The sequence below is a fragment of the Ramlibacter sp. PS3R-8 genome, from assembly GCF_037572435.1.
Classification (GTDB): Bacteria; Pseudomonadota; Gammaproteobacteria; order Burkholderiales; family Burkholderiaceae_C; genus Ramlibacter.
Genome location: NZ_JBBHGT010000006.1, coordinates 81,527 through 104,525, shown reverse-complemented (window position 1 = coordinate 104,525; position 22,999 = coordinate 81,527). Strand labels below are relative to the sequence as shown.

The following is a 22,999-nucleotide window of genomic DNA, read 5'->3' as shown; positions in this document are numbered from 1 at the left end:
CGTTTGAAAAGTAGTGGCAGTATGAGCGCCACTCAACTGTTTGGTTGATCCTCGCAAACCCCAACCATGCAACCTCGTTCCACCGTGATGTCGACGGCGCTGCGCCACATGCCGAGCGTGCTGGTCTTCGTGGCCGTGTTCGCCGCCTGGCAACTGGTGGTCAGCGTCTTCGGCGTGCGCGAATACATCCTGCCCAGTCCCGCGTCCGTGTGGAATGCCCTGGTCGGCAGTGACGTGCCGTGGGGCAAGCACATGTGGATCACCACGGTCGAGATCGTCGGCGGCTTCGTGCTCGCGGCAGTCGTGGGCGTGCTGCTCGGGACCGCGATCGCCTGGTCGGACACTGCCGCGCGGGCGCTGATGCCCTTCCTCGTGTTCGTCAACACCCTGCCGAAGGTGGCCATCGCCCCGCTGATCCTGCTGTGGTTCGGCTACGGAATCGGGCCCAACATGCTGATCGGCGCGATCATCGGGTTCTTCTCCGTGGTCATCAACACCGCCGCTGGCCTGTCGCAGATCGACCAGGACATGATCGACCTGGGCCGCGTCTTCAACGCGCCGAAGTGGCGCGTGTTCGTCAAGATCCGCATTCCCAACGCCTATCCCTACATCCTGAGCGCGTTGAAGATCACCGCCACGTCTTCTGTCGTCGGAGCCATTCTCGGAGAGTTCATCGCTTCACAGGCGGGACTGGGGTACGTGATCATCACCTCGCAAAGCAGCATGAATACCCCCGTCGCCTTCGCCGCAGTGGCGCTGGTGTCCGTCATCGGTCTCACTGTGTTCGGCATCGTCGCCGGCCTCGGGCGCGTGCTGGCTCCCTGGGCAGTCGACGGCGGCCGATGAATGTCCCGTCCGTCCCTTGCCCACATCGAAGGAGAAACCCGTGAAAAGCCCCACAACGCCGCTGACCTTGTCGCGCTGGCTGGTCATCGCATCCGCCGCCGTGCTCGCCGTCGCGCCCGCTGCCGCGCAGGCGCAGGCCAAGGCGCCCTTCAAGCTGGCCATCAACTGGTTCCCCACCGGTGACCATGGCGCGTACTTCGTTGCGCAGGAAAAAGGCTACTTCGACCAGGCGGGACTGAACGTCGAGATCGAGAACTCCAAGGGTTCCGGTGAATCGCTCGCCAAGGCCGATACCGGCCGCGCCGACATAGCGATCGCCGACACGGGCGTGGTGCTGGCCGGGATCGCCCGCGGCGCCAAGGTCAAGATCATCGGCATGATCTTCGACGAGACCCCGCAGAACATCTTCAGCCGCACCGACTTGCCGCTGCGCACGCCGAAAGACCTGGTGGGCAAGAGCATCGGCGCGCCGCCGGGGGACAGCCAGAGGATGGTCTGGCCCGCATTCGCGCGGCAGAACGGCATCGACCCCAACTCCGTGACCTGGGTGAACGTGGAGCCCACGGCGAAGGTGCCCGCCGTGGCGGCCAAGCGGGTCGATGGGGTGGCTGACCTGCTGACCGGCCAGTACAACTACGAGCAGGCCATGGGCGCTGACAAGGTCGTGCAGATGCCGTGGGCGAAGTTTGGCTTCAACATGTACAGCATGGCCTTCATCGCCAGCGAGGAGACGCTGGCGAAGAAGCCCGAGCAGGTGCGCGCCTTCCTCAAGGCCGCCTATACCGGCTGGCGCGACGTCATGGCCGACCGCGAGCCGTCGCTCGCGATCTACAAGAAGCGCTCGCCGGAAATCAACCTGCCATTCATCCGGAGCAACCAGGCCATGGGCATCGACCTGATGCGCACGACCCGGTACGCGCAAAACGGCATCGGCTGGATCGAGGAGAAAAAGATGTGCGATTCCGTCGAGATCGCGAACAAGTACATGGGGCTGCCCAAGCCGGTGGACTGCAAGACCGTCTTCACCAACCAGTACCTCACCAAGGTGGACCTGCCGCTGCCCGTGAAGAACTGAGCATGCCGAACCCGCAGCCGCTGATCCGGATTGAGGACGTCGACATGGTCTACCAGGCCGCCAGCGGCCCGGTGGAGGCGCTGCGGGGAATCTCGCTCACGGTGGACCAGGGCGAGTTCGTGTCCCTGGTCGGCCCGAGCGGATGCGGCAAGTCGACGCTGCTGCGCTGCATCGCGGGCCTGCGGTCCGTCACCGGTGGCCGCATCCTCGTCGACGGCTCGCCGGTGGACAAGCCCATTCCCAAGGTGGGCATGGTGTTCCAGGCCGCCGTCATGCTGAAGTGGCGCTCCGTGCTGGACAACGTGCTGCTTCCCGTCGAGCTCTATGGGCTCAACCCGCGCGATTACCGCGACCGCGCGCACGACCTGCTCAAGCTGGTGGGCCTGGCCGACTTCGCGAAGAAGCGTCCCGGCGAACTGTCAGGAGGGATGCAGCAGCGCGCTTCCCTGTGCCGAGCCCTGATCCTCGACCCGCCGATCCTGCTGATGGACGAACCGTTCGGGGCGCTCGACGCCATGACGCGCGACGACATGAACCTGGAACTGCTGCGCATCTGGGGTGAACAGCAAGCCGGGGACGGCGGCCCGCGCAAGACGGTCGTGTTCGTGACCCACTCGATTCCGGAGGCCTGCTTCCTGTCGGACCGCGTGGTGGTCATGTCGCCGCGGCCGGGGCGTGTCGCATCCATCAAGTCCGTGGCGGTGCCGAGGCCCCGGACGATGGCCACCCGGGTCTCGCCCGAACTGGGCCGCATGACTCTGGAGCTGTACAACGACCTCGCGCAGAAGAACCTGGAAGAAGTGCCGCAGACGGTCAGCTGAACCTGCGGGTTCAGTCCGGCTTCAGTCCGGCCATCGCATAGTCGAGCACATGGCGGCGGTAGGCGGACACGCTGCGGGCGTGGGCGAGGTTGCGCCCGAAGATCGACGACAGCGTCAGCCGATTGGAAAAGAAGAAGTACGACATGCCCGCGATCGAGATGTACAGGTTCAGAGGATCGACTCCTTCGCGGAACGCTCCCGCCGCTACGCCCCGCTTCAGCGTCTTGCGGATCGACGCGATGAGCGGCGAATTCAGTCCTTGAAGCGTTTCAGACTGCTGGATCTGGTGCGCACCGCTGGCGTTCTCGTGCTTGAGCATGCCGATGAACTCGGGATGGGCGGCGAGGTAGTCGAAGGAGAAGGCCACCAGGGCGCGCATGGCGACGTCTGGCGGTTCCTCATCCAGCAGCAGACCCTGTTCGAGTTCGCGGATCTCACCGTAGACGGCTTCCAGTGCCGCGGCGTACAAGCCTTCCTTGTTGCCGAAGTAGTAGTAGATCAGCTGCTTGTTGACGCCGGAGCGGGCCGCGATCTCGTTGACGCGCGCGCCGGCCGGGCCCTTGGCCGAGAACTCCTGGCGCGCGGCCGCGAGGATGGCCTCGCGTGCCTGACCGGCGGGGGAGGCCTCTTTCCTTGCGGTCTTTGATCGATCTGTGCGGCGGGTCGACATTGGCCTTCTCTGTCTGTTGGAGTCGCGGGCAGGGCGATTCTGCCAGCGCTGATCGATCAACTTTTTGGTTGACATGCACGTGAGCCGGTCGTTACAGTGGCCGCGAACCGAGAGGCACGAATGACGGAAGCGATGCGGCTGAAGGTATGCGAGGTCGACGTGCGGGAGTGCGCGGTGAAGAACCGGCTGCCGTTCCGTTTCGGCAACTCGACGAAGACGCATGGCCGGCAGGTGGTGGTGCGCGCCCGGATCGCGCTGCCCGATGGTCGGTCGTGCTGGGGTGCGGCCGCGGAGGCGCTCAGCGCCAAGTGGTTTGACAAGAACCCCGCCTTGTCCGACGAAGACAACTACGATCAGCTACGGCTGTCCATCGAGCTCGCGGCGAAGCGCTATCGGGAGCAGGGCGACGAAACGGCTTTCGATCACTTCGTGGGCGCATATGAGTGGCTCAACGCGGAGTGCGCGCGCTTCCGGATGCCGGCGCTGATCGCCGGCTACGGCGCCGCGTTGCTGGACCGCTGCATCGTCGATGCGCTGGGGCGCCTGACGAGCCAGTCGTTCTGGACCTTGATGCGCGGCAACGCCCCCGGCCTGCGGCCGACGCCGTTGACCCCCGACCTGGTGGGCTTCGACTTTGACCGCTTCCTGCGTGCCAGGGAGCCCTTGCAGGAGCTGCAAGTGCGGCATACGGTGGGGCTGGTCGATCCGATCGTGGCGGCCGACCAACCGCAAGGCAGCGGCCCGGCCGATGGACTGCCGGAAACGCTGCAGGACGTGGTCGCCACTTACCGCCATCGCTACTACAAGATCAAGGTCGCGGGCGATCCGGCGGCCGACCTCGAGCGGCTGTCCGCCATCGCATCGGTGCTGGACCAGGCCGGCACGCCCTACCACGTCACCCTGGATGGCAACGAGCAGTTCCGCGACGTCGAGCCGGTCGTGCAGTTGTTGCGCACGCTCGAGGGCTCGACCCGCCTGCGCCGGTTCCATGCCTCCATCCTGTGGCTCGAACAACCCTTGGCTCGCGACGTCGCGCTGACCGCCGACGTCCGCGCGATCGACGCCTTGCGGCCGGTCGTCATCGATGAGTCGGACGCGACTCTCGATGCGTTTCCGAAGGCGCTGGAGCTGGGCTACCGCGGCGTCTCCACCAAGAACTGCAAGGGCCTCTACAAATCGATTCTCAACCGCGCGCGCTGCGACGTGCGCAACTCGGTCGCGCCTGGACGGCACTTCATGGCGGCAGAGGACCTCACCACCCTGCCGGGGATCTCGCTGCAGCAGGACCTCGGCCTGGTCAGTCTGCTGGGGCTGTCGCATGTCGAGAAGAACGCGCATCACTTCATCGATGGCATGCGGCACCGGCCCCAGGAAGAGCAGCGCCGTTTCGCCGCCGCCCACCCCGACCTCTACCGACTTGACGCGGTGGCAGATGGCCACGTCGTGGCCCGCCTGAAGATTTCCGAGGGTTCCATCCGCATCGGGTCTCTCGACGTCCCGGGCCATTCCCATGGGGCCGACCTGGACTGGACCACGCTGGAGTCGGCACCGCCGTCGCGCTGGCCCGCATTCGTGAAGGAAGATGCATGACCCGCGAAGATCCCGCCATTGCCTGGCTCTCGGCACACGAACTGCTGGAGAACTACCGCAGCCGCAAGCTGTCGCCGGTTGAAGTGACGCGCGCCGTCCTTCAACGCGCGGAGCGCAGCCAGTCCCTGCTCAATGCTTTCTGCGTGCTCGACCCCGAGGCGGCACTGGCTAGCGCGAAAGGGTCGGAAGACCGCTGGCAGCGCGGTGAGCCGCAGGGCCTCCTCGATGGCGTTCCGGTCTCCGTGAAGGACATCGTGCTCACCAGGGGCTGGCCCACCCGCCGCGGATCTCTCACCATTCCGGCGGACCAGCCCTGGTTGGAGGACGGTCCGTGCGTGGCCCGCTTGCGCGAGCACGGAGCTGTCGTGTTCGGAAAGACCACGACGCCGGAGTTTGCTGTTGGCCCGATCACCCGCAGCCCGCTGACGGGCGTCACACGAAACCCCTGGAATCCGGAAATGACTCCAGGGGGAAGCAGCGGCGGGGCGGGGGCGCAGGTTGCCGCCGGCATCGGCCCGCTGGCCGTCGGCACCGACGCCGGTGGATCCATCCGGATCCCTGCCAGCTTCTGCGGCGTGTTCGGGCACAAGCCGAGCGGCGGGCGCGTGCCCGCGTGGCCGCCCACGCCTTACGCCACATTCGCCAGCATCGGGCCCATGACCCGGACAGTGGCGGACGCGGCCCGCATGCTCACCGTCATGAGCGAGCCCGACCCGCGCGACTGGACGGCCTTGCCGCACGACCCGGTGCCCTACCACGAAGCGCTGGAGCGCTCGCTGGCCGGGATGCGTGTTGCGTGGAGCCCGACCCTGGGCTATGCGCGGGTCGACGATGAAGTGGTGGCGATCTGCGAGCAGGCGGTCCGCGCGTTCGCGCAGTTGGGGGCCAGGGTCGAGACGCTGCCCCACGTCATGGACAACCCGCTGCCGTTGATCGCCAAGCTGCGCGACGCCGTGAGCCACTTCGCCTTCCAGTCCTTCGGCGAGGACAAGCTCGCCGTGATGGACCCGAAGGTGGTACAGATGATCCGCGAGACGCGCAGGGTGAACTCGGTCACCGACTTCCTCGCCGTCGAAACGGAGCGGGCGAAGTTCGGCGCGCGCATGAACCTGTTCCACCGCGACTACCCGCTGCTGCTGACCCCCGCGGTGGCAGTGGCGCCGTTCTCCGCCGATCTCGGCGCCCCGCCGGGCTACGATGGGCAGAACGAATGGTGGCCGTTCACGGTCCCCTTCAACTTCACCCGCCAACCCGCTGCCAGCGTGCCCTGCGGGTTCACGCGGGCGGGGCTCCCGGTGGGATTGCAGATCGTCGGTCCGATGCATTCCGACCTGCTGGTGATGCAGGCCGCACGCGCCTTCGAGCGGGCGAGGCCCTGGGCGCATCTTCGGCCCGCCGCGCTCGACACCTCGGCATAGCGCCTGGCCGACATCAGCCGCGCGGGGCGGTCGCAGGACTACGGCTCGCCCGGCGGCGCGATTTGCACCAGCACTGGCTGGTGGTCCGAAACCTGCGTCGCCGCGTCGATGGCCAGCGCGCGCACGTTCGCCTGCAGCGCGTCGCTGACGAAGACGAAGTCGCAGGCGACGGGCTCCGGGCCATAGCGGCGATCGAACAGGCGGAAGGTCGGCGCATGCGGCGTCGCGCCATGCAGCAGCCGCCAGCTGTCCCACAGCCGGCCCTGGGGTGAGACTTGCGTCAGCACGGCGTACTCCGGCTCGCTCGCCTCCAGGTTGAAGTCCCCGCAAAGGATGGCCTGGGTGGTGTGCACCTTCGACTGGAACGGCGAGCCATCGTCGCTCTCCTGCGGCGGCGCCTCCGCCTGGGCGCAGTACGCCAGGTGCAGGTCACGCAGCGCGCTCGCCTGCGCCATCCGCTGCAGCTTCGAGTAGTACTCCAGGTGGGTGGTCATCACGCGCACCGGCCCCAGTTCGGCATCGCGCACGGTGACCACGGTGCACATGCGCGGCATGCTGCGCACGCCGGCGTCGGCAGGGTAGGGCAGCGGATGGTGCTGCACTTGCGTGACGGGCAGCCGGGTGGCGATCAGGTTGCCGAAGCGGCGGCGCTGGCCGGACCCATCGAACTCGTCCACCGCCGCGCCGAAGAACAGCTGGAAGCCGGGGAGCAACTCCGCCAGCAGCGCCGGCTGGTCGTGCCCCGCGTCGCCCGCCAGCGCGGGGTAGTTGACCGCGATCTCCTGCAGGCACAGCACGTCGAAGTCGGCGAGCGCGCGCGCGTCCTGCACGATGCGCTCGGGGCTGACGACGCCATCGAGGCCGCAACACCACTGCGTGTTCCAGGTGACCAGCTTCATGGCTACTTGATCCCCGCGCGCATGAAGCTCTGGACGAACTGGCGCTGGAACAGCAGGAAGGCGACCAGCAGCGGCGCGGAGGTGAGCAGCGTCGCCGCCGTGATGATCGACCAGTCCACCCCCTGGTCGGTGGACGAGAACACCTGCAGCCCCACCGTGAGCGTGCGCGAGTTGACGCTGTTGGTCACGATGAGGGGCCACAGGAAGTTGTTCCAGTGGAAGCTGATGGACACCAGCGCAAAGGCCGTGTAGACCGGCCGCGCCAGCGGCACGTAGACGCGCCACAGTGTCTGCAACGCGGACGCGCCTTCCACGCGCGCGGCTTCGTCCAGTTCCTTCGGGATGCCCAGGAAGGTCTGCCGCAACAGGAAGATCGCGAAGGCGGAGGCGAAGTAAGGCAGGCCGATCGCCAGCAAGGTGTCGACCAGGCCCAGCTGCGCCATCGTCTTGTAGTTCTCCACCAGCAGGATGTCCGGCATGATCATCAGCTGCACCAGGACCAGCGAGAAGGCGACGTTGCTGCCGCGGAAGGTGAAGCGCGCAAAGGCGTAGGCCGCCATGGTCGCCAGCACCAGCTGCACGGCCAGGATCATCAGCACCAGCACCGCGGTGTTCAGGAAGTAGCGCGCGAACGGCGCGGCTTCCCAGGCGCGGCGGAAGTTCTCCAGCGTCAACGGCGCGGCCAGCTCGAAGCGCGTGGAGAACTCCGGTGGATGGAAGGCCGTCCAGACGGCATACAACAGCGGCAGGATCCACAGCAATGCCAGCAGCCAGGCCGCCAGCGTGTCCAGCCAGGTCGGCTCGTTGTAGACGAGTCGGTGCGTGGCGCTCATTGGTAGTGCACGCGCTTGTCCAGCACGAAGAACTGGAACAGCGCCACGCTCGCGAGCACCGCCACCAGCACGACCGTCAGCGAGGCGGCGTAACCCGTGTCCCAGAACTTGAATCCCACTTCGTACAGGTGATACAGCAGCAGCGTGGACGCGTTGTCGGGGCCGCCCCGCGTGAGCACGAAGACGTGGTCGACCATGCGGAACGCGTTGATCACCGCGTTGACCAGCACGAACAACGTGGTGGGCATCAGCAGCGGCCACTGCACGCGGCGAAAGAATGTCCAGCGCGAGGCGCCCTCGATCGCGGCGGCTTCGCGCAGGCTCGGATTGAGCGACTGCAACGCCGCCAGGTAGAAGATCATGAAGAAGCCGGCCTCCTTCCACACCGCCACCAGCGTCACGCACGCCAGTGCCGTCGACTGGTCCCCCAGCCAGTTGTGCGATGGCAGGCCGAGCGCGCCGGTGACCTGTTCCAGCAGCCCGTACTGCGGCGTGTAGAAGAACAGCCAGATGTTGGCCACCGCGATCATCGGCAGCACCGTCGGCGTGAAGTACGCCATGCGCAGGAAGGCGCGGCCGCCGATGCGCTCGTTGACCCACAGCGCCATGACCAGCGCGAGTCCGATCGACAGCGGGATCGTGGCGCCGGCGAACCACAGGTTGTTGCGCAGCGCCTTCCAGAACACCGGGTCGTCCGCCATGGCCTGGTAGTTCGCCAGTCCCACCCACGCCCCCGCCCGCCCGCCCTTGGGCGCGGACTGGAAGCTGTCCCAGAAAGTGGCTGCCGTCGGCCAGTGCGTGAAGGCCACCAGCAGCACCAGGGCCGGCAGCAGCAGCAGCCAGGCGTGGACCGCCGTGTGGCTGCCGCCCGCGCCGCGAGCCGTCGTCACTTGTAGGTGCGCAGGATGCGGTCGGCTTCGCGCTGGGCGTCCTGCATGGCCTGGGCCGGCGTCTTGGTGCCGGTCAGCGCCGCCTGCAGGCCGTCGTTGAGCGCCTTGGTCACGCGCTGGTTCTCATGGGTGGAGAACTCCGCCACCGAATGCGCCAGCTGGTCGCGCGCCACCAGCGCGGCGGGGAAGTCGCGGCCGTACTTGCGCAGCGTGTCGGTGCCGTAGGCGGCCTCCGAGACGGCGACATAGCCGGTGTCCATGCTCCACTGCGCCGCCGTCTCGGGCTGCGTCACCCACTTGATGAACTTGAACGCGGCCTCCTGCTGCGCCGGCGTGGCCTTCTTGAAGATGTGGAAGTTGCCGCCGCCGGTGGGCGAACCCTTGCGCGTATTGCCGGGGATCATCGCCACGCCGAAATCGAACTTGGCGTTGTTCTTCACGTTGGTCAGGTTGCCGGTGGTGGTGTACATCATGGCCACCTTCTTCTCGAAGAAGTCCTTCGGCGTGGTGCCCCACTCCACCACGCCGGGCGGGTGGATGCCGGCCTTGCCCAGGTCCACCCAGTACTGCAGCGCCTCGATGACCTTCGGGTCGTCGAACTTCACTTGCGTGCCCGCCTCGTTGGCGAGGATCGCGCCGTTGGTGGTGGTGAGCGTCTGGAACAGCCAGTAGGGGAAGCCGCTGGAAGGGATCTGCACGCCCCACTGGGTGACCTTGCCGCTCGCGTCCTTCTTCGTCAGCTTGGTCGCCGTCGTCTTCAGGTCGGCCCAGGTCTGCGGCGGCTGGTTCGGATTCAGCCCGGCTTCCTTGAACAGCTCCTTGTTGTAATACATGACCACGGTGGAGCGCTGGAACGGCACGCCCCAGGTCTTGCCGCCGGTGCGGCTGTTCATCATGAACGCGGGGTAGAAGCTGTTCAGCCACGCCCGGTCGTCGGCGGTCTTCACGAAGTTGTCGATCGGCACGATCGCGTCCTCGTCGATCAGCGTGAACATGTCGGTGGACAGCAGCACCGAGGTCACCGGCGGCGTCCCCGACTTGTGCGCCGTCAGCGCCTTCACCAGCGTCTCCTGGTAGGTGCCGGCGTAGATCGGCGTGACCTTGATGCCGGGGTTGGCCTTCATGAAGTCCGCCGCGAAGCCGTCGATGGACTTGGCGATCGCGCCGCCCACCGCCACCGGGTAGTAGAACGAGATCTCCGTGGTCTGGGCTCGTGCCGGGGCCCAGCCCAGCGAGGCGGCGACGGCCGTGGCCGCCAGCAGGGAGGTGAAGTGTTTGCGCTGCATGTCCCGAGTCTCCTTCGTTGTCGTGAATGTTCCGTGTCAGGCCAGGCGCCGGCCTTCGGCGTCGAAATGGTGGGCGCCTGCGGCCGGCCAGTCCAGCCGCACCTCGCTGCCGGCGGCAAGGTCCGCCTGCCCCGTGGTGCGCACTGTGAGCGTCTCGCTGCCGACGGCGCAATGCGCGATCAGGTCGGCGCCCAGGTATTCGATGCTGCGCACCCGGGCCGGCACGCGCCCGCCGAGGGTCACCGCTTCGGGCCGCATGCCGAGCCAATGCGCGGTGCGCCCGGCCGGCACGTCGCTGCCGGCGATGCGGTCGCCGTCCAGGCGCAGCAGGTTCATGGCCGGCGTGCCGATGAAGCGGGCGGCGAAGGTGGTGGCGGGCTGCGCATACAGCCTGCGCGGCGTCGCCGCCTGCTCGATGCGCCCGCGGTTCAACAGCACCACCTGGTCCGCCATGCTCATGGCCTCGGCCTGGTCGTGCGTCACGTAGACGACGGTCAGGCCCAGGCGCTGCTGCAATTGCCGCAACTCGGTGCGCATCTCCTGGCGCAATTGCGCGTCCAGATTGGACAGCGGCTCGTCCATCAGGCACACCTTGGCCTGCGCCACCAGCGCGCGGGCCAGCGCCACGCGCTGCTGCTGGCCGCCGGAAAGCTGCGACGGCTTGCGGGCGAGGTAGGAGCCCAGGCCCAGCAGGTCGGCGGTCTCCGCCAGGCGCCGGGCCCTGTCGGCGGCCGGCATCTTGCGCACCGACAGGCCGAAGGTGATGTTGTCGGCGACGGTGAGGTGCGGGAACAGCGCGTAGTTCTGGAACACCATCGCCACGCCGCGCTGGGCCGGGGGCAGGGCAGTGACGTCACGCCCGTCGATGAGCACCTGCCCGCTGGACGCCGTCTCCAGGCCGGCGATGATCCGCAAGGTCGTGGACTTGCCGCAGCCGGACGGCCCGAGCAGGACGCAGAAGCTGCCGGAGGCGATCTCCAGGTCGATGCCCTCGAGGGCGGTGGCCGCGCCCCAGTGCTTGGTCACGCCGATCAGGCGGATGGATGACATGGGGGCGAGTATAGGAACGGGACACTCCCCCGAAGCCAAGGGTTTCGGGGGATTGCGTTCGGGCCCGTCCGCCCCGTCAGGGGTGGTGTCGAGGCCCCGAGGCCGGCTTCGGCACCGCAGCCGGCGACGCTAGTTGGCCGCGAAGCAGTACAGGCGCCCGGCGCCGCCGGTGCGCACCAGCGCCTCCTGGCTGCAGCCGGCCGACTGGTGCGAGAAGTTCCAGGAGCGCGCCCAGTTCTCCGGCATCGGACCCGAGCGGTCATGGTGGCCGACGATGGCCGATCCGTCCGTGCTGCTGGTCCACGACTTGCAGGTCGTGTCGGTCTGCGGCGCAAAGGCGGTGCCGTCGGAGCGCGAACCGGTCAGGATGTCGTGCTCGTTCGGCGTGTCGCCACGCCCCCGCACCACGTTGCCGCGCTCGTCCAAGGCGGTTTCCTTGCCCAGGTTGTTGCCGTTGTGCAGGTGCTCGAGGTTGCGCGCCACCAGCACCCCCTTGGCGTTGTACCAGGGCCCGTTGCCGATGCGGTCCCGTGCGTTCACGGCGGCTATGGCGGGGTTGTTGTTGGCTGCCATGGTGGGCGGCGTGCTCAGGTAAGCGCGCCAGGTCCGTCCGCCCGCGCCGGTGCCTGCCGCCAGGCGCTGGCACAAGGCGTCCGCACCGGCGAGGCCGCCGAGGTCGCCACCGCGCCCCGAGCCGGCGCTGGTGACGAAAAAGCTCATCGGTCCGGTGCTGCTCGTCGGAGTCGCGCAGGACGCGAGTAGGGCGGTGGCGGCAAGGGCGGCGGCGAGGAGGCGGTAGCGCATGGGGGATCCTTGTGTCATGACGCGCGATTACGCATCACGTGCACACTGCGCGGGCTCAGGGTCATCCCTAGCGAAACCGCTGGAATAAATGACCGCTTGACCTTTTGGGTGCATGGCGTCCGATTCGCGTTCCGCCGACAATTCGCACCATGGACGCTTCGCACCCCGCCCGCCCCGCCAATTCGATGGCGACCCAATGGCTCCTGAACATCGGCCATGCCATCGACCACATGTTCCTGCTGATCTTCGCGACCGCGGTGACCAGCATCGCGGCCGATTTCGGCGTTGCCCGCTGGGAGGACCTCATGCCTTACAGCGTGGCGGCCTTCTTCTTCTTCGGCATCGGCTCATTGCCCGCCGGCAGGCTGGGGGACCATTGGGGCCGCCGCAAGATGATGACGGTGTTCTTCTTCGGCATGGGCGCCGCTGCCCTGCTGGTGAGCGTGACGCAGTCGCCGATGCAGATGGCCGTCGCCCTGGCGCTGCTGGGATGCTTTGCCTCGATCTATCACCCGGTGGGCATCCCGATGCTCGTGCAGACAGCGACCCGTCCGGGCTTGAGCATCGGCATCAACGGCCTGGTCGGCAACCTCGGGGTGGCCGTGGCTGCGGTGACGACCGGGTTCCTCGTGAAGTACCTGGACTGGCGCATGGCCTTCGCCATCCCCGGCGTGTTGTGCCTCCTGGTGGGATGCGCCTTCGCCGTGCTGGCCAGCCCGGAACAGGCGGCGCCGGCAAAGAAGAAGGCCAGTGCCGCGGTGGCGCTCCCCGGTGTGTCGATGGCCAGGCTGCTGCTGGTGATGACCGTGGCGGCCACCAGCGGCAGCCTGCTGTTCAACTTTTCGACCAACAGCAACTACGAGTTGTTGTCCGAGAGGCTGCGCAGCATCCTGCAGGATCCCGCCCGCCTGGGCGCGCTGCTCGCCGCGGTCTATGCGGCCGCTTCCCTCGCCCAGCTGGTCGTGGGCCATCTCATCGATCGCATGCCCCTCAAGCGGCTTTACCTTGGCGTGGTCGCCGCGCAGGCCGTGCTGCTCGCGCTGGCGACGATGGCCGATGGATGGGTTTTCTACGGGCTGCAGTTCCTCTTCATGACGGCCATCTTCGGCGCCATCCCCTTCACCGACGCGATGATCGTGCGCTTCGTCGACGACAGCATGCGCTCGCGGGTGTCGGGCATGCGCCTGGCGGTCTCGCTCGGCGCGAGCTCGCTGGCCGTGTGGCTGATCGGCCCGCTGGTGAAGCAAGCGGGCTTTGCGATGCTGCTCGGAGTGATGGCAGCGACCGCCGTGCTGTCGTTGTTGATCCTGAGCCAGCTGCCCGTCACGCCGGCGCCGAAGCGGCCCGGGCCCATGCCGGGTGCCGCCGGCGAGGCCGCGTAGCCCACGGGCGTGGTCTGCGGCGTGCGCGCCAAGGTGCGCAAGATGGAGAAGGTCCTGCGCTGAGCGCGCGCCCGACGGGTCAACCTCGTTGGCCGAAACGCGCGATGGAACGCTCCCGTGCCTTGGCCGCCTCGGCCTCGCGGGTGCGAGGCTCGGCATGCGTGACCAGCGAAAGGATCAGCGTTCGCGCCGATGCCGCCACTTCTTCGACAGCGCGTTCGAAGGCCGCTTCATTGGCCTTCGAGGGAACGTTGAAGCCGCTGAGCTTCCGGACGAACTGCAGCGAAGCGTCACGGACCTCGAGTTCCGTCGCAGGCGGCTCGAAGTTGAAGAGGGTCCTGATGTTCCGGCACATGGGTCTGCTCCCAGCTGACAGCTCTCTCTCCATGGTAAGCATTCCGCTGGGGATTGATCCGTGGCAGACTGCTCGCCCCGCCCAGGAACGGAGAAAGACAGTGACGCCCAAGAACACCATCTGCCTCTGGTACGACGGCACCGCCATGGAGGCGGCGCAGTTCTACGCCAGGACATTCCCCAACAGCAAGGTGGGACGCGTGATGCACGCGCCAGGCGACTTTCCGTCCGGCAAGCAGGGCAACGTCCTCACGGTGGAATTCACCGTCGCCGGCATCCCGTGCGTCGGCTTGAACGGGGGCCCGGCGTTCAAGCACAGCGAAGCTTTTTCGTTCCAGGTTTCCACCGAGGACCAGGCGGAGACCGACCGGCTGTGGAACGCGATCGTCGGCAACGGCGGCGAGGAGAGCGCCTGCGGCTGGTGCAAGGACAAGTGGGGCTTGTCCTGGCAGATCACCCCCCGCGTGCTGATCGAGGCGATCACCGACCCCGATCCGGCCGTGGCCAGGCGCGCCTTCGCGGCGATGATGGAGATGCGCAAGATCGACATCGCGGCGATCGAGGCGGCCCGGCGCGGCTGACGCGGGGCGCCTTGGCCTCCCGGATTTCGCTCTTACGTGACGCCGTTGGTTCTTTCGGGTCCTTGCTGCTGACCCACGACCCGTTCTGGTGCGCTGATTTCACGCTATCCTGCGCGTGAAGGTGTATATGCCGCAACAGGTTGTTTCAGTTGACGTGGCAGAGGGCAGCCCCTCGTCGGGCAACGCTGCCGTATCCGCGGCGCGCGCGCCCTCCGAACGCCGCTTCGTCCAGCTGCCTTTCGATGCGGAGCGGTCCTCGACCCTGGGCTACGCGCCGGGACTGCACCGCATCCCTGACCTGGACATGGGTACGTTTCCGCCCGGTGACGAACGCGCGGTGGCTTCGTTCGTCGCCGCCGTTGCCGCGGTGCTCCACCGCTTCACGCACCAGGCGATGATCGCCTGCGACATCCTCCGCGACCAGCGCCTCGCGGTCGACTGCGAGGTGGACGCGGACGTGACCATGGGGACACTGGCCGCCCGGGTGAGTGCTGCGATGCTGATGGCGGCATCCGGCATCGGGCTCGGACGCGGCATGGCGAACGTGGCGGTCAGCTTCACCGAGGGTCCGCCCGCCGACGACGGTGCCGGCAGCGCCGAAAGTCCGATCACACCGTATGACCTGCACCTGTTCCTGCACCCGGGCGATGCCGCAACGGCGTTGACCGTCCGCTACAACGAACGGCTTTTCAAGCCCGCCACCGTGCAGCGGCTGATGAGCAGCTTCCGGCTGGTGGTCGAGCAGGTCCGCATCGATCCGGAGGTTCACGTCGGTGAGCTGCGGTTGCTGTCACCGGCCGACGAAGAGGTGCTCCGTTTCGACAGCGGCACCGTCGCCTACGACCCGGTGCCGGTCTTTCGCCTGGTCGAAGAGCAGGCGCGCCTGCGGCCGGAGGCCAGGGCGGCGCGCCTGCACGACGCATCCCTCACCTATGGCGAACTGGACATCCGCAGCAACCAGCTGGCGCACCTGCTTCAGTCCCGCGGCGTCACCGAGGGCGCACGCGTCGCTGTCTGCCTGGGCCCGTCCTTCGACGTGCTGGTCTCCATGCTGGCCATCTGGAAGGTCGGCGCGGTCTACGTCCCGCTGGATCCGACCCATCCTGAATTGCTGATCGGGATGATCGTGGACGAAGCGCAGCCGGCGCAGGTGTTGACGCTGTCGCACCTGTCCGCGCTGACCCAGCCGGAGCGCTTCCCGCGGTTCTGCTTCGACGCCGACCTGTCCGAACTCTCGTCGCTGCCCACGGGCGCGCCGGCCGTGGCGGTGACGCTCGATCACGCGAGCCACATGTTCTACACCTCGGGCACCACTGGCCGCCCCAAGGGGGTGGTCGCAACGCACGCAAACCTGGCGCACTACGTGCACGTCGGGCTGCAGAGGTACGGTTTCCGGCCGGACGACGTGTTCCTCTCGGTGGCACGCTACACCTTCAGCATCAGCTTCTTCGAGTTGCTGTTCCCGCTCTGCTCGGGCGGCAGCGTCCGGCTGATGAACCGGGAACACGTGCTGGCCCCCGACCGGCTGGCGCAGGTGCTGGAAGACGTCACCGTCCTGCATTGCGGCCCGAGCCTGCTGGGCAGCCTGTTTCGCTACCTGCGAGCGGCGTCGTCCACTGGCAAGACCTTCCCGCGGATGCGGCACGCGTCCAGCGGCGGCGACCTGGTGCCCCCGCATATCCAGGAAGAGCTCAAGACCGTCTTCCCCAACGCGGAGCTGTTCGTCATCTACGGCTGCACGGAAGTCAGCGTGATGGGCTGCACCTACCCCATCCGCCGCGAGGTGAAGGCGACCCGAAGCTTCGTGGGCAAGCCGTTCCCGGACACCGCGGTGCGCGTGATGGATGCGCGCGGCGCGCTGGTGCCCATCGGCGTGGTCGGGGAGATCTGCTTTTCGGGGCGGGGCGTCACGCGCGGCTACTACCAGCGCGAAGAGCTGACGGCGCAGAAGTTCGTGCAGCGGGAGGGGCGCCGCTTCTACCTGACCGGCGACATGGGCCGCGTCCACCCGGACGGCAACCTGGAGATCCTCGGGCGGCGCGACTTCCAGGTGCAGGTGCGCGGGGTGCGCATCGAGCTGGCCGGCATCGAGAACACCGTGCGCGAACTCGGGCTGGCGGCGCAGTGCGCGGTGGTGCTCAAGAAGCTCGACGAGCAGGACGTGCGGCTGGTGGCTTTCGTCGCGCAGGTGGAGAACCCCAGCGTGGGCGCGTTCCGCAGGGCGCTGGCGGCGCGGCTGCCGGAATACATGCTGCCGCAGCATCTGGTGGTCCTGGAAGCGCTGCCCCTGACGGCCAACGGCAAGCTGGACCGCGACAAGCTCGCCCTGCTGCCCTGGGATCCCAACACGGAGCAATCGTCACCGGGCGCGGGCAAGGTCGCACAGCGCACGGCGCTCGAGCAGCAGATCGGCGAGACGATGGCGCGTGTGCTCAAGTGCCCCGAGGTCAGCCCCGACGCGGATTTCTTCGACCAGGGCGGCGATTCGTTGACGGCGGTGCTGCTGCTGCTCGAGCTGGAGAACGTGCTGGGAATCAAGCTGTCGCCGGACATCCTGTTCGAGCACTCCACCGTCCGCGCGCTGGCGGCCCAGGCGAAGGGCGAGTTCTCGCGCTCGCCGCGGCCCTTGCTCCTGAACGGCAGCCCCGACGCTCCGGCCGTCTTCATGCTGCTCGGCGTGCACCTGTACCGCGAGCTGGCGCGCCGCCTCGAAGGCCGCTACGCCGCCTACGGCGTCTACGCGGGCCGGGAGCTGCTGATGTTCGAGGCCGGCGCCGCCGGCCCCACCGTGCAGGAACTGGCGCGCGACTACATCGAGATCATCCGCCAGCAGCAGCCCAGGGGCCCCTACCGGCTGATCGGCATGTCCTTCGGCGGCGTGGTCGCGTACGAGGTGGCGCAGCAGCTGCGGGGGCAGGGCGAAGAGGTGGTCTTCCTCGGCCTGCTCGATGCCGTGTTGCCGGAGAAGTGGGCGGGCCGCATGCTGCGCCTGTTCCTGTTGCGGCCAGGACCTTTCGTTCGGGCGGTCGGCGCCCGGATCCTCAAGCGGTTCCGGCCGCCACCGGCCACGTCGCCCAGGCGGGCCGAGTTCACCCGCTATGACGACAGGGAGCAGCAATCGCCGCTCGACAGCCGACGCCAGGAGGCGTACCGCCGTGCGATGTGGGGGTACCTGTCGCAGGTGCAGCCGTGGCAAGGCGCGGCGACGCTGGTGGTTTCGGGACAGCGGCTGGCGCGCGACCCCCGGCAGCGCGCGGACTGCGGCTGGACCCAGCACGTGGCCCGGCTGGACCGCCACACGGTGGACGCGGATCACCTGGGCCTGCTGGAGAAGCCCAGGGTCGCCGAGGTGGCCGACCTGTTGCTCGCCGCCCTCGAGCGCGCCGAGGAAGAGAAGGCGAACAGCGCAGCTCGGCCGTAGTGCGGCAGAATGCCTGCATCGTTCGCAGGAGCCCCGGCGCGGCATGATCCGCCTGACCCAACTCACCGTCCAGCGCGCCAGGCAGGAACGCCTGCCCCAGGTGGCCGGCAGCCTGACCTTCACCACCGTGCTGTCGGTCGTGCCGCTGCTGGCCGTGTGCCTGGCGTTGTTGACGCGCTTTCCCGTCTTTCGCCCGGTGAAGGAAGCGTTGAACGAGCACCTGCTGAAGGTGCTGCTGCCGGCGGACATCTCGCGTGCCGTGCTGCGGCACCTGGAACATTTCGCCGCCAACGCCGGCGGCCTGACGATGATCGGCTCGGTCTTCCTGCTGGCGACGGCGGTGCTGATGCTGCTGACGGTGGAGAACGCGCTCAACCGCATCTGGCTGGTGAAGAAGGACAGGCCGCTGCTCAGGCGCATCAACCTGTACCTGCTGGTGCTCTCGTTCGGTCCGCTGGCGCTGGGCGCCAGCCTGTGGGCCACTTCGCAGCTGCTGCGCGCGTCCATCGGGCTGATCGGCACGCTGTCGCCGCAGGCGTCGTTCGTGCTCAATCTCGGGCCGGTCCTCATCGGCGCCGTCGCGATGGGCAGCCTGTTCTATTTCGTGCCGAACACGCCGGTGCGCAAGCGCGATGCGATCATCGGCGGCCTGCTGGCGAGCGTCGCCTTCGAGCTCGGCAAGCGCGGCTTCGCCGCCTACCTGCTGCACGTGCCGACGTACAAGACGGTGTACGGGGCGTTCGCGCTGGTGCCCGTGTTCCTGCTGTGGGTGTATCTCTCCTGGCTGGTGACGCTCGCCGCCGCGCTCGTCACCGCCAATCTGGGGCGGGTGAAGAAGCACAAGCCGTTGTCGCGCGCTCGACTGGCCCGTTCGTAGGGCCGCGATCCGGCTTTGTGCGTCCGGCTCGTAGTCCGGCACCGACGGCGGGCGGTGCACACGGCCGACCCACTGGCAACTGCAGCCCTCAACAATGGGTCTCCACCTCAGGAGCCGCCATGCCCGAACCCACGCCACGCGAGACATCGGAACAAGACAAACCCATGCGTGAGGACGGCCCGCTGCCGACGGCGTCGGACGACCGCGTGCTCGACGAGACGGCACGCCTGGCACGCGAAGGGCTCAAGGACCTGGAGTCCGACCCCAAGGAAAACCGGCAGGGCTGATCAGGCAGGCACCGCTTCCAGCGCGGAAGCGATCACGCCGCCGCCCAGGCAGACCTCGCCGTCGTACAAGACGGCCGACTGCCCGGGCGTCACGGCCCACTGCGGCTCGTCGAATGCCAGGCGAAAGCCGTCGCTTGCGTTGGATAGCGTGCATGCCGCATCGGCCTGCCGGTAACGCGTCTTCGCGCCGTAGCTGCCCGGCGCGGGCGCTTCGCCTGCCACCCAGCTCACATCGTCGCCAGCCAGTTCCGACGACAGCAGCCACGGGTGGTCGTGGCCCTGCACGACCCACAACGTGTTCTTCGCGATGTCCTTGCGCGCCACGAACCACGGCTGGTGTTCGCCGCCGCCGCGCTGCGCCCCCTTTTCCTTGACGCCGCCGATGCCCAGGCCCTGGCGCTGCCCGAGCGTGTAGAACGACAGGCCCTGGTGCTGGCCGATGACGCGGCCGCGCGCGTCCTTGATCGGCCCGGGCTCCTTGCTGATGTAGCGGTTGAGGAAATCGCGGAATGGCCGCTCGCCGATGAAGCAGATGCCCGTCGAATCCTTCTTTTTCGCGTTGGGCAGGCCGATCTCCTCCGCGATGCGCCGCACCTCGGTCTTGCGCAGCTCGCCGACCGGGAACAGCGTCTTCGACAACTGCGCCTGGTTCAGGCGGTGCAGGAAGTAGCTCTGGTCCTTGCTGTCGTCGAGCCCCTTGAGCAGCTCGAAGCGGCCCGCGCGTTCGCGCACACGCGCGTAGTGGCCGGTGGCGATCTTCTCGGCGCCCACGCGCATGGCGTGGTCGAGGAAGGACTTGAACTTGATCTCCGCGTTGCACAGCACGTCGGGGTTGGGCGTGCGGCCGGCCTGGTATTCGCGCAGGAACTCGGCGAAGACGCGGTCCTTGTACTCGGCCGCGAAGTTGACGTGCTCGATCTCGATGCCGATGACGTCGGCCACGCTGGCGGCGTCCACGAAGTCCTCGTTCGAGGAGCAGTACTCGCTGTCGTCGTCGTCTTCCCAGTTCTTCATGAAGATGCCGACGACGTCGTAACCCTGCTGCTTGAGCAGGTGCGCAGTGACCGCGGAGTCGACGCCCCCGCTCAACCCGACGACGACCCGTGGCTTGCGACCCATGTGTGCGATTATCCCCGTGACCTCTTGTCCCTATGCTGCAACGGCCCACCCCCGTGGCGCTGCCGCGCCAGCGCATGTCGCCCCCGGCCCTGCTGGCCAGCGGTGCGCTGCACGTCGCCTTGGTCTGGCTGCTGCTGCAGTACGCGCCCGTGCAGCAGGCTGTTCGCTATGTCGTCGTGCAGGCCACGCGGCCCACCGCGCCACCTGCGCCGGCGACCGCCAGCCGCAGCAGCAGCCGCGCCATCACGCCGCCTGCAGCGGGGCAGCCGGGCGACACGCCGTCGGTGTTCAGCGCACGTCCGGACTCCAGCCTTCCAATGCAGGTGACCGCTACGTTGCCGGAATTCACCCCGGCGCCGAAGCCCAGGCCGCGGCGGCAGCGACGCGAAGCGCCGTTGCCCGATGCTGCGCCGGCGGCGCGCACGCGGACCGAAACGCCATTGCCGCAGCCGAAGGCGGAGCCGGCGCCCGTGGCCGAGCCGGCAACGGCGCCGGCAGTGGAGGAGCCCGCGCCAGCGCCGCTTCCGCCCCCCGTGGTCGTGCCGGTGCCGGCACCTGTGCCCGTGCCCGTGCCCGTGCCGGAGCCAGTGCCGGCGCCAGTGCCGGCGCCAGTGCCGGCGCCGATCCCGACGCCCGCGCCGGTCCCCGCTCCTGTGCCGGCTCCCATTCCGGCGCCTGCGCCCGTGCCGGTCCCGGAACCGGCGCCTGCTCCAGCGCCCGTCCCGGCACCGGCACCGGCGCCGCCAGCACCAGCACCAGCACCTGCACCTGCACCTGCGCCTGCGCCTGCGGCCGCTCCCGCCCCAGCACCAACGCCGGCGCCACCCGTTGCGGCCCCCACTCCCGCGCCCGCACCGCCCGCGCCGCCCGCACCTGCGGTCGCAGCTCCTGCGCCCGTCGCACCGCCTGCGCCGCTTCCCTCAGGCCCGGTCACCGATGGGCCGGCTTCACCGGGACCGGCGCGGCCCGGCAGCGCGGCGCCAGCCCCTGCCGGTCCGGCCCCGGGCTGGGGCGCGCCCGGCGTGGCGCCACCGGCCGTGGCACGTCCACAAGCCCTGCCGCCGGCGCCGCTGATCCTGCCGCCCGCGCCGCGGCAGGTCGCTCCAGGGCCGTGGAACACGCCGCGCCGCAGCCTGGCCGACATGGCCAACGAGCAATTGCGGCGCGGCAAGCCCAGGGATCCGCTGGCCGAAGGAATGGAAGGGGCGGGGCGCGACGATTGCCTGCATGCGCCGGACCAGCAGCAACAGGCGGGCGGCCTGCTGGCGGCGCCGTCGGTGATCGGGCGGGCGCTGTCGGGGCGGTGTGCGAGGTAAGCATGCCCGGCGGGGTCGCTGCGCGAACCCGCCCTACAGGTCCGAGTCGTAGCGGATTGCGCATTGCCGGAGTCGCAGGGCGGGTTGCGCAACGCGCACCCCGCCATTGCCGGAATCGCAGGGCGGTTGCGCAACGCGCACCCCGCCGTGACGGCTACTGCCCTTCGCCGTCCCCGCTCGGCTCGTCGCGTTCACCCGGCCCGCGGATGCTCGGATCGCAGTACACGGCCGACATGGGATGGCGCACGCCGGCGAGGTAATCCTCCAGGCAGCGCAGCACCAGCGGGCTGCGGTGGCGGTCCGCCGAGGCGCGCAGCTCATCGACCGACATCCACATCGTCCGCACGATGCCATGGTCGAGCGTGCGGCCGGGCACCGGCGCGCCGAGCTCGCCGGTGAAGGCGAAGCGCAGGTAGGTGATGTCCTCGCCGGTGGTGGAACGCTGGAAGCGCGAGATGTACACGCCCAGCAGCGCCGTGGGCGTGAAGGACCAGGTGGTTTCCTCCAGCGTCTCGCGCGCGCAGCCTTCCGCCGGCGTCTCACCCGGGTCCAGGTGGCCCGCCGGGTTGTTGATGCGCAGCCCTTCGGAGGTTTCCTCCTCGATCATCAGGAAGCGGCCGTCGCGTTCGATCACGGCGGCCACGGTGACGCTCGGTCTCCAGCGATTGTCCATGGCGCATTATGTTGGTCTTCAGCAGAATAAGGGCCCCAGCCCACCCATCGTCCATGCATCGAGCCGCAGCGTTCCTCCTTCTCCTCGCCGCATCCGCCGCCGGCGCACAAGGCAACCTCCCCGCCATCCAGGCGCCGCCGGCCTCCGCCAACCCCTACGGGCTGGGCGCGCTCTGGGCACAGGGCGACATCGTCTCGCGGGCCACCCTGTCGGTGCTGGTCGTCATGTCGCTGGCCAGCTGGTACGTGCTGGTGACCAAGCTGCTGGCGCAGTCGCGCATGGGCGGCCAGGCCCGCAAGGCGAACGCCAGTTTCTGGAAGGCCGATTCGGTGCGGCAAGGCGCGGATGCGCTGCAGCCGGGCAGCCCCTACCGCTTCATCGCCGAATCCGCTCTGGAAGCGACGCAAAAGCACGATGGACTGATCGGCAAGGTCGACCTCAACACCTGGATGGCGCAGAGCATCGAACGCGCCGTCGGCACCGTGCACAGCCGCACGCAGGAAGGGCTGGCGGTGCTGGCCACGGTCGGATCGACCGCGCCGTTCGTGGGACTGTTCGGCACGGTCTGGGGCATCTACAACGCGCTGGTGCGCATCGGCGCTTCCGGCCAGGCCTCCATCGACAAGGTGGCGGGCCCGGTGGGAGAGGCGCTGATCATGACGGCCATCGGCCTGGCCGTCGCCGTGCCTGCGGTGCTCGGCTACAACTGGCTGGTGCGGCGCAACAAGGTGGCGATGGACACGGTGCGGGCCTTCGGTTCCGACCTGCACACGGTGCTGCTGGCCACGGGCGGCCGGGGCGTCTGAC

General features: G+C 68.5%; 23 protein-coding genes. 12 read left to right on the top strand and 11 right to left on the bottom strand.

The window, feature by feature from the left end; genetic code table 11:
* Positions 1-66 precede the first annotated feature (66 nt).
* Genes WG902_RS18865 through WG902_RS18855 form a run of 3 tightly spaced genes read left to right on the top strand, consistent with a single transcriptional unit; the run spans position 67 to position 2,742 of the window.
* On the top strand, positions 67-846 hold the full coding sequence (locus tag WG902_RS18865; protein ID WP_340061744.1) for an ABC transporter permease: 780 nt from the start codon (positions 67-69) through the stop codon (positions 844-846).
* Positions 847-886: 40 nt separating this feature from the next.
* On the top strand, positions 887-1,921 hold the full coding sequence (locus WG902_RS18860; RefSeq protein ID WP_340061743.1) for an ABC transporter substrate-binding protein: 1,035 nt from the start codon (positions 887-889) through the stop codon (positions 1,919-1,921).
* A 2-nt stretch (positions 1,922-1,923) separates the two neighbouring features.
* Positions 1,924-2,742, top strand: a complete 819-nt coding sequence (locus WG902_RS18855; RefSeq protein ID WP_340061742.1) for an ABC transporter ATP-binding protein — start codon at positions 1,924-1,926, stop codon at positions 2,740-2,742.
* A 10-nt stretch (positions 2,743-2,752) separates the two neighbouring features.
* Here WG902_RS18855 and WG902_RS18850 read toward each other — a convergent pair whose 3' ends face one another.
* Complete coding sequence (locus WG902_RS18850; RefSeq protein ID WP_340061741.1) at positions 2,753-3,412, bottom strand: TetR/AcrR family transcriptional regulator; 660 nt, start codon at positions 3,410-3,412, stop codon at positions 2,753-2,755.
* 120 nt (positions 3,413-3,532) lie between these two features.
* On the opposite strand from WG902_RS18850, the gene WG902_RS18845 reads away from it, so the two are divergent.
* Together WG902_RS18845 and WG902_RS18840 are read left to right on the top strand one after the other, a co-directional pair.
* The gene (locus WG902_RS18845) at positions 3,533-5,002 is read left to right on the top strand and encodes a mandelate racemase (RefSeq protein WP_340061740.1); all 1,470 of its coding nucleotides are present in this window, start codon (positions 3,533-3,535) and stop codon (positions 5,000-5,002) included.
* Positions 4,999-6,420: an amidase gene (locus WG902_RS18840; protein WP_340061739.1), complete on the top strand. Its 1,422-nt coding sequence runs from the start codon at positions 4,999-5,001 to the stop codon at positions 6,418-6,420. The genes WG902_RS18845 and WG902_RS18840 overlap by 4 nt, the downstream gene beginning before the upstream one ends.
* A gap of 38 nt (positions 6,421-6,458) precedes the next feature.
* On the opposite strand, the gene WG902_RS18835 is transcribed toward WG902_RS18840, so the two are convergent.
* From WG902_RS18835 to WG902_RS18810, 6 genes are all read right to left on the bottom strand, one after another.
* Positions 6,459-7,319 carry an endonuclease/exonuclease/phosphatase family protein gene (locus tag WG902_RS18835; RefSeq protein ID WP_340061738.1) on the bottom strand — a complete coding sequence of 287 codons (861 nt, stop codon included), beginning with the start codon at positions 7,317-7,319 and terminating at the stop codon, positions 6,459-6,461.
* Between the two features lie 2 nt (positions 7,320-7,321).
* A complete protein-coding gene (locus tag WG902_RS18830; RefSeq protein WP_340061737.1) occupies positions 7,322-8,152 on the bottom strand; it encodes a carbohydrate ABC transporter permease in 831 nt (276 codons plus the stop codon).
* The gene (locus WG902_RS18825) at positions 8,149-9,042 is read right to left on the bottom strand and encodes a carbohydrate ABC transporter permease (RefSeq protein WP_340061736.1); all 894 of its coding nucleotides are present in this window, start codon (positions 9,040-9,042) and stop codon (positions 8,149-8,151) included. Before WG902_RS18825 ends, WG902_RS18830 begins: the two co-directional genes overlap by 4 nt.
* Positions 9,039-10,328: an ABC transporter substrate-binding protein gene (locus WG902_RS18820; protein WP_340061735.1), complete on the bottom strand. Its 1,290-nt coding sequence runs from the start codon at positions 10,326-10,328 to the stop codon at positions 9,039-9,041. Before WG902_RS18820 ends, WG902_RS18825 begins: the two co-directional genes overlap by 4 nt.
* A gap of 36 nt (positions 10,329-10,364) precedes the next feature.
* Complete coding sequence (locus tag WG902_RS18815) at positions 10,365-11,378, bottom strand: ABC transporter ATP-binding protein (protein WP_340061734.1); 1,014 nt, start codon at positions 11,376-11,378, stop codon at positions 10,365-10,367.
* 129 nt (positions 11,379-11,507) lie between these two features.
* Positions 11,508-12,182, bottom strand: a complete 675-nt coding sequence (locus WG902_RS18810) for a hypothetical protein (protein WP_340061733.1) — start codon at positions 12,180-12,182, stop codon at positions 11,508-11,510.
* A gap of 149 nt (positions 12,183-12,331) precedes the next feature.
* Here WG902_RS18810 and WG902_RS18805 point away from each other — a divergent pair, with 149 nt between their 5' ends.
* The gene (locus WG902_RS18805; protein WP_340061732.1) at positions 12,332-13,564 is read left to right on the top strand and encodes an MFS transporter; all 1,233 of its coding nucleotides are present in this window, start codon (positions 12,332-12,334) and stop codon (positions 13,562-13,564) included.
* Positions 13,565-13,643: 79 nt separating this feature from the next.
* Here WG902_RS18805 and WG902_RS18800 read toward each other — a convergent pair whose 3' ends face one another.
* Positions 13,644-13,919: a DUF2277 domain-containing protein gene (locus WG902_RS18800; RefSeq protein WP_340061731.1), complete on the bottom strand. Its 276-nt coding sequence runs from the start codon at positions 13,917-13,919 to the stop codon at positions 13,644-13,646.
* A 100-nt stretch (positions 13,920-14,019) separates the two neighbouring features.
* On the opposite strand from WG902_RS18800, the gene WG902_RS18795 reads away from it, so the two are divergent.
* From WG902_RS18795 to WG902_RS18780, 4 genes are all read left to right on the top strand, one after another.
* Positions 14,020-14,499, top strand: a complete 480-nt coding sequence (locus WG902_RS18795) for a VOC family protein (protein ID WP_340061730.1) — start codon at positions 14,020-14,022, stop codon at positions 14,497-14,499.
* Between the two features lie 154 nt (positions 14,500-14,653).
* Entirely contained in the window at positions 14,654-17,920 is a 3,267-nt protein-coding gene (locus WG902_RS18790; RefSeq protein ID WP_340061729.1) for a non-ribosomal peptide synthetase, read from the top strand.
* A 43-nt stretch (positions 17,921-17,963) separates the two neighbouring features.
* Positions 17,964-18,797 carry a YihY family inner membrane protein gene (locus WG902_RS18785; RefSeq protein WP_340061728.1) on the top strand — a complete coding sequence of 278 codons (834 nt, stop codon included), beginning with the start codon at positions 17,964-17,966 and terminating at the stop codon, positions 18,795-18,797.
* Positions 18,798-18,916: 119 nt separating this feature from the next.
* The gene (locus tag WG902_RS18780; protein ID WP_340061727.1) at positions 18,917-19,084 is read left to right on the top strand and encodes a hypothetical protein; all 168 of its coding nucleotides are present in this window, start codon (positions 18,917-18,919) and stop codon (positions 19,082-19,084) included.
* Here WG902_RS18780 and mnmA read toward each other — a convergent pair whose 3' ends face one another.
* Positions 19,085-20,203 (bottom strand): tRNA 2-thiouridine(34) synthase MnmA, encoded by a 1,119-nt coding sequence (gene mnmA / locus WG902_RS18775; RefSeq protein ID WP_340061726.1) that lies wholly within the window; start codon positions 20,201-20,203, stop codon positions 19,085-19,087. It lies immediately after the preceding gene.
* A 166-nt stretch (positions 20,204-20,369) separates the two neighbouring features.
* Positions 20,370-20,870, bottom strand: a complete 501-nt coding sequence (locus WG902_RS18770) for a hypothetical protein (RefSeq protein WP_340061725.1) — start codon at positions 20,868-20,870, stop codon at positions 20,370-20,372.
* 370 nt (positions 20,871-21,240) lie between these two features.
* Between WG902_RS18770 and WG902_RS18765 the strand changes: the two genes are divergently transcribed.
* On the top strand, positions 21,241-21,519 hold the full coding sequence (locus WG902_RS18765) for a hypothetical protein (protein ID WP_340061724.1): 279 nt from the start codon (positions 21,241-21,243) through the stop codon (positions 21,517-21,519).
* Between the two features lie 154 nt (positions 21,520-21,673).
* Here WG902_RS18765 and WG902_RS18760 read toward each other — a convergent pair whose 3' ends face one another.
* Positions 21,674-22,192, bottom strand: a complete 519-nt coding sequence (locus WG902_RS18760; protein ID WP_340061723.1) for an NUDIX hydrolase — start codon at positions 22,190-22,192, stop codon at positions 21,674-21,676.
* 53 nt (positions 22,193-22,245) lie between these two features.
* Between WG902_RS18760 and WG902_RS18755 the strand changes: the two genes are divergently transcribed.
* Complete coding sequence (locus WG902_RS18755) at positions 22,246-22,998, top strand: MotA/TolQ/ExbB proton channel family protein (RefSeq protein ID WP_340061722.1); 753 nt, start codon at positions 22,246-22,248, stop codon at positions 22,996-22,998.
* The last annotated feature ends 1 nt before the right edge of the window (position 22,999 follow it).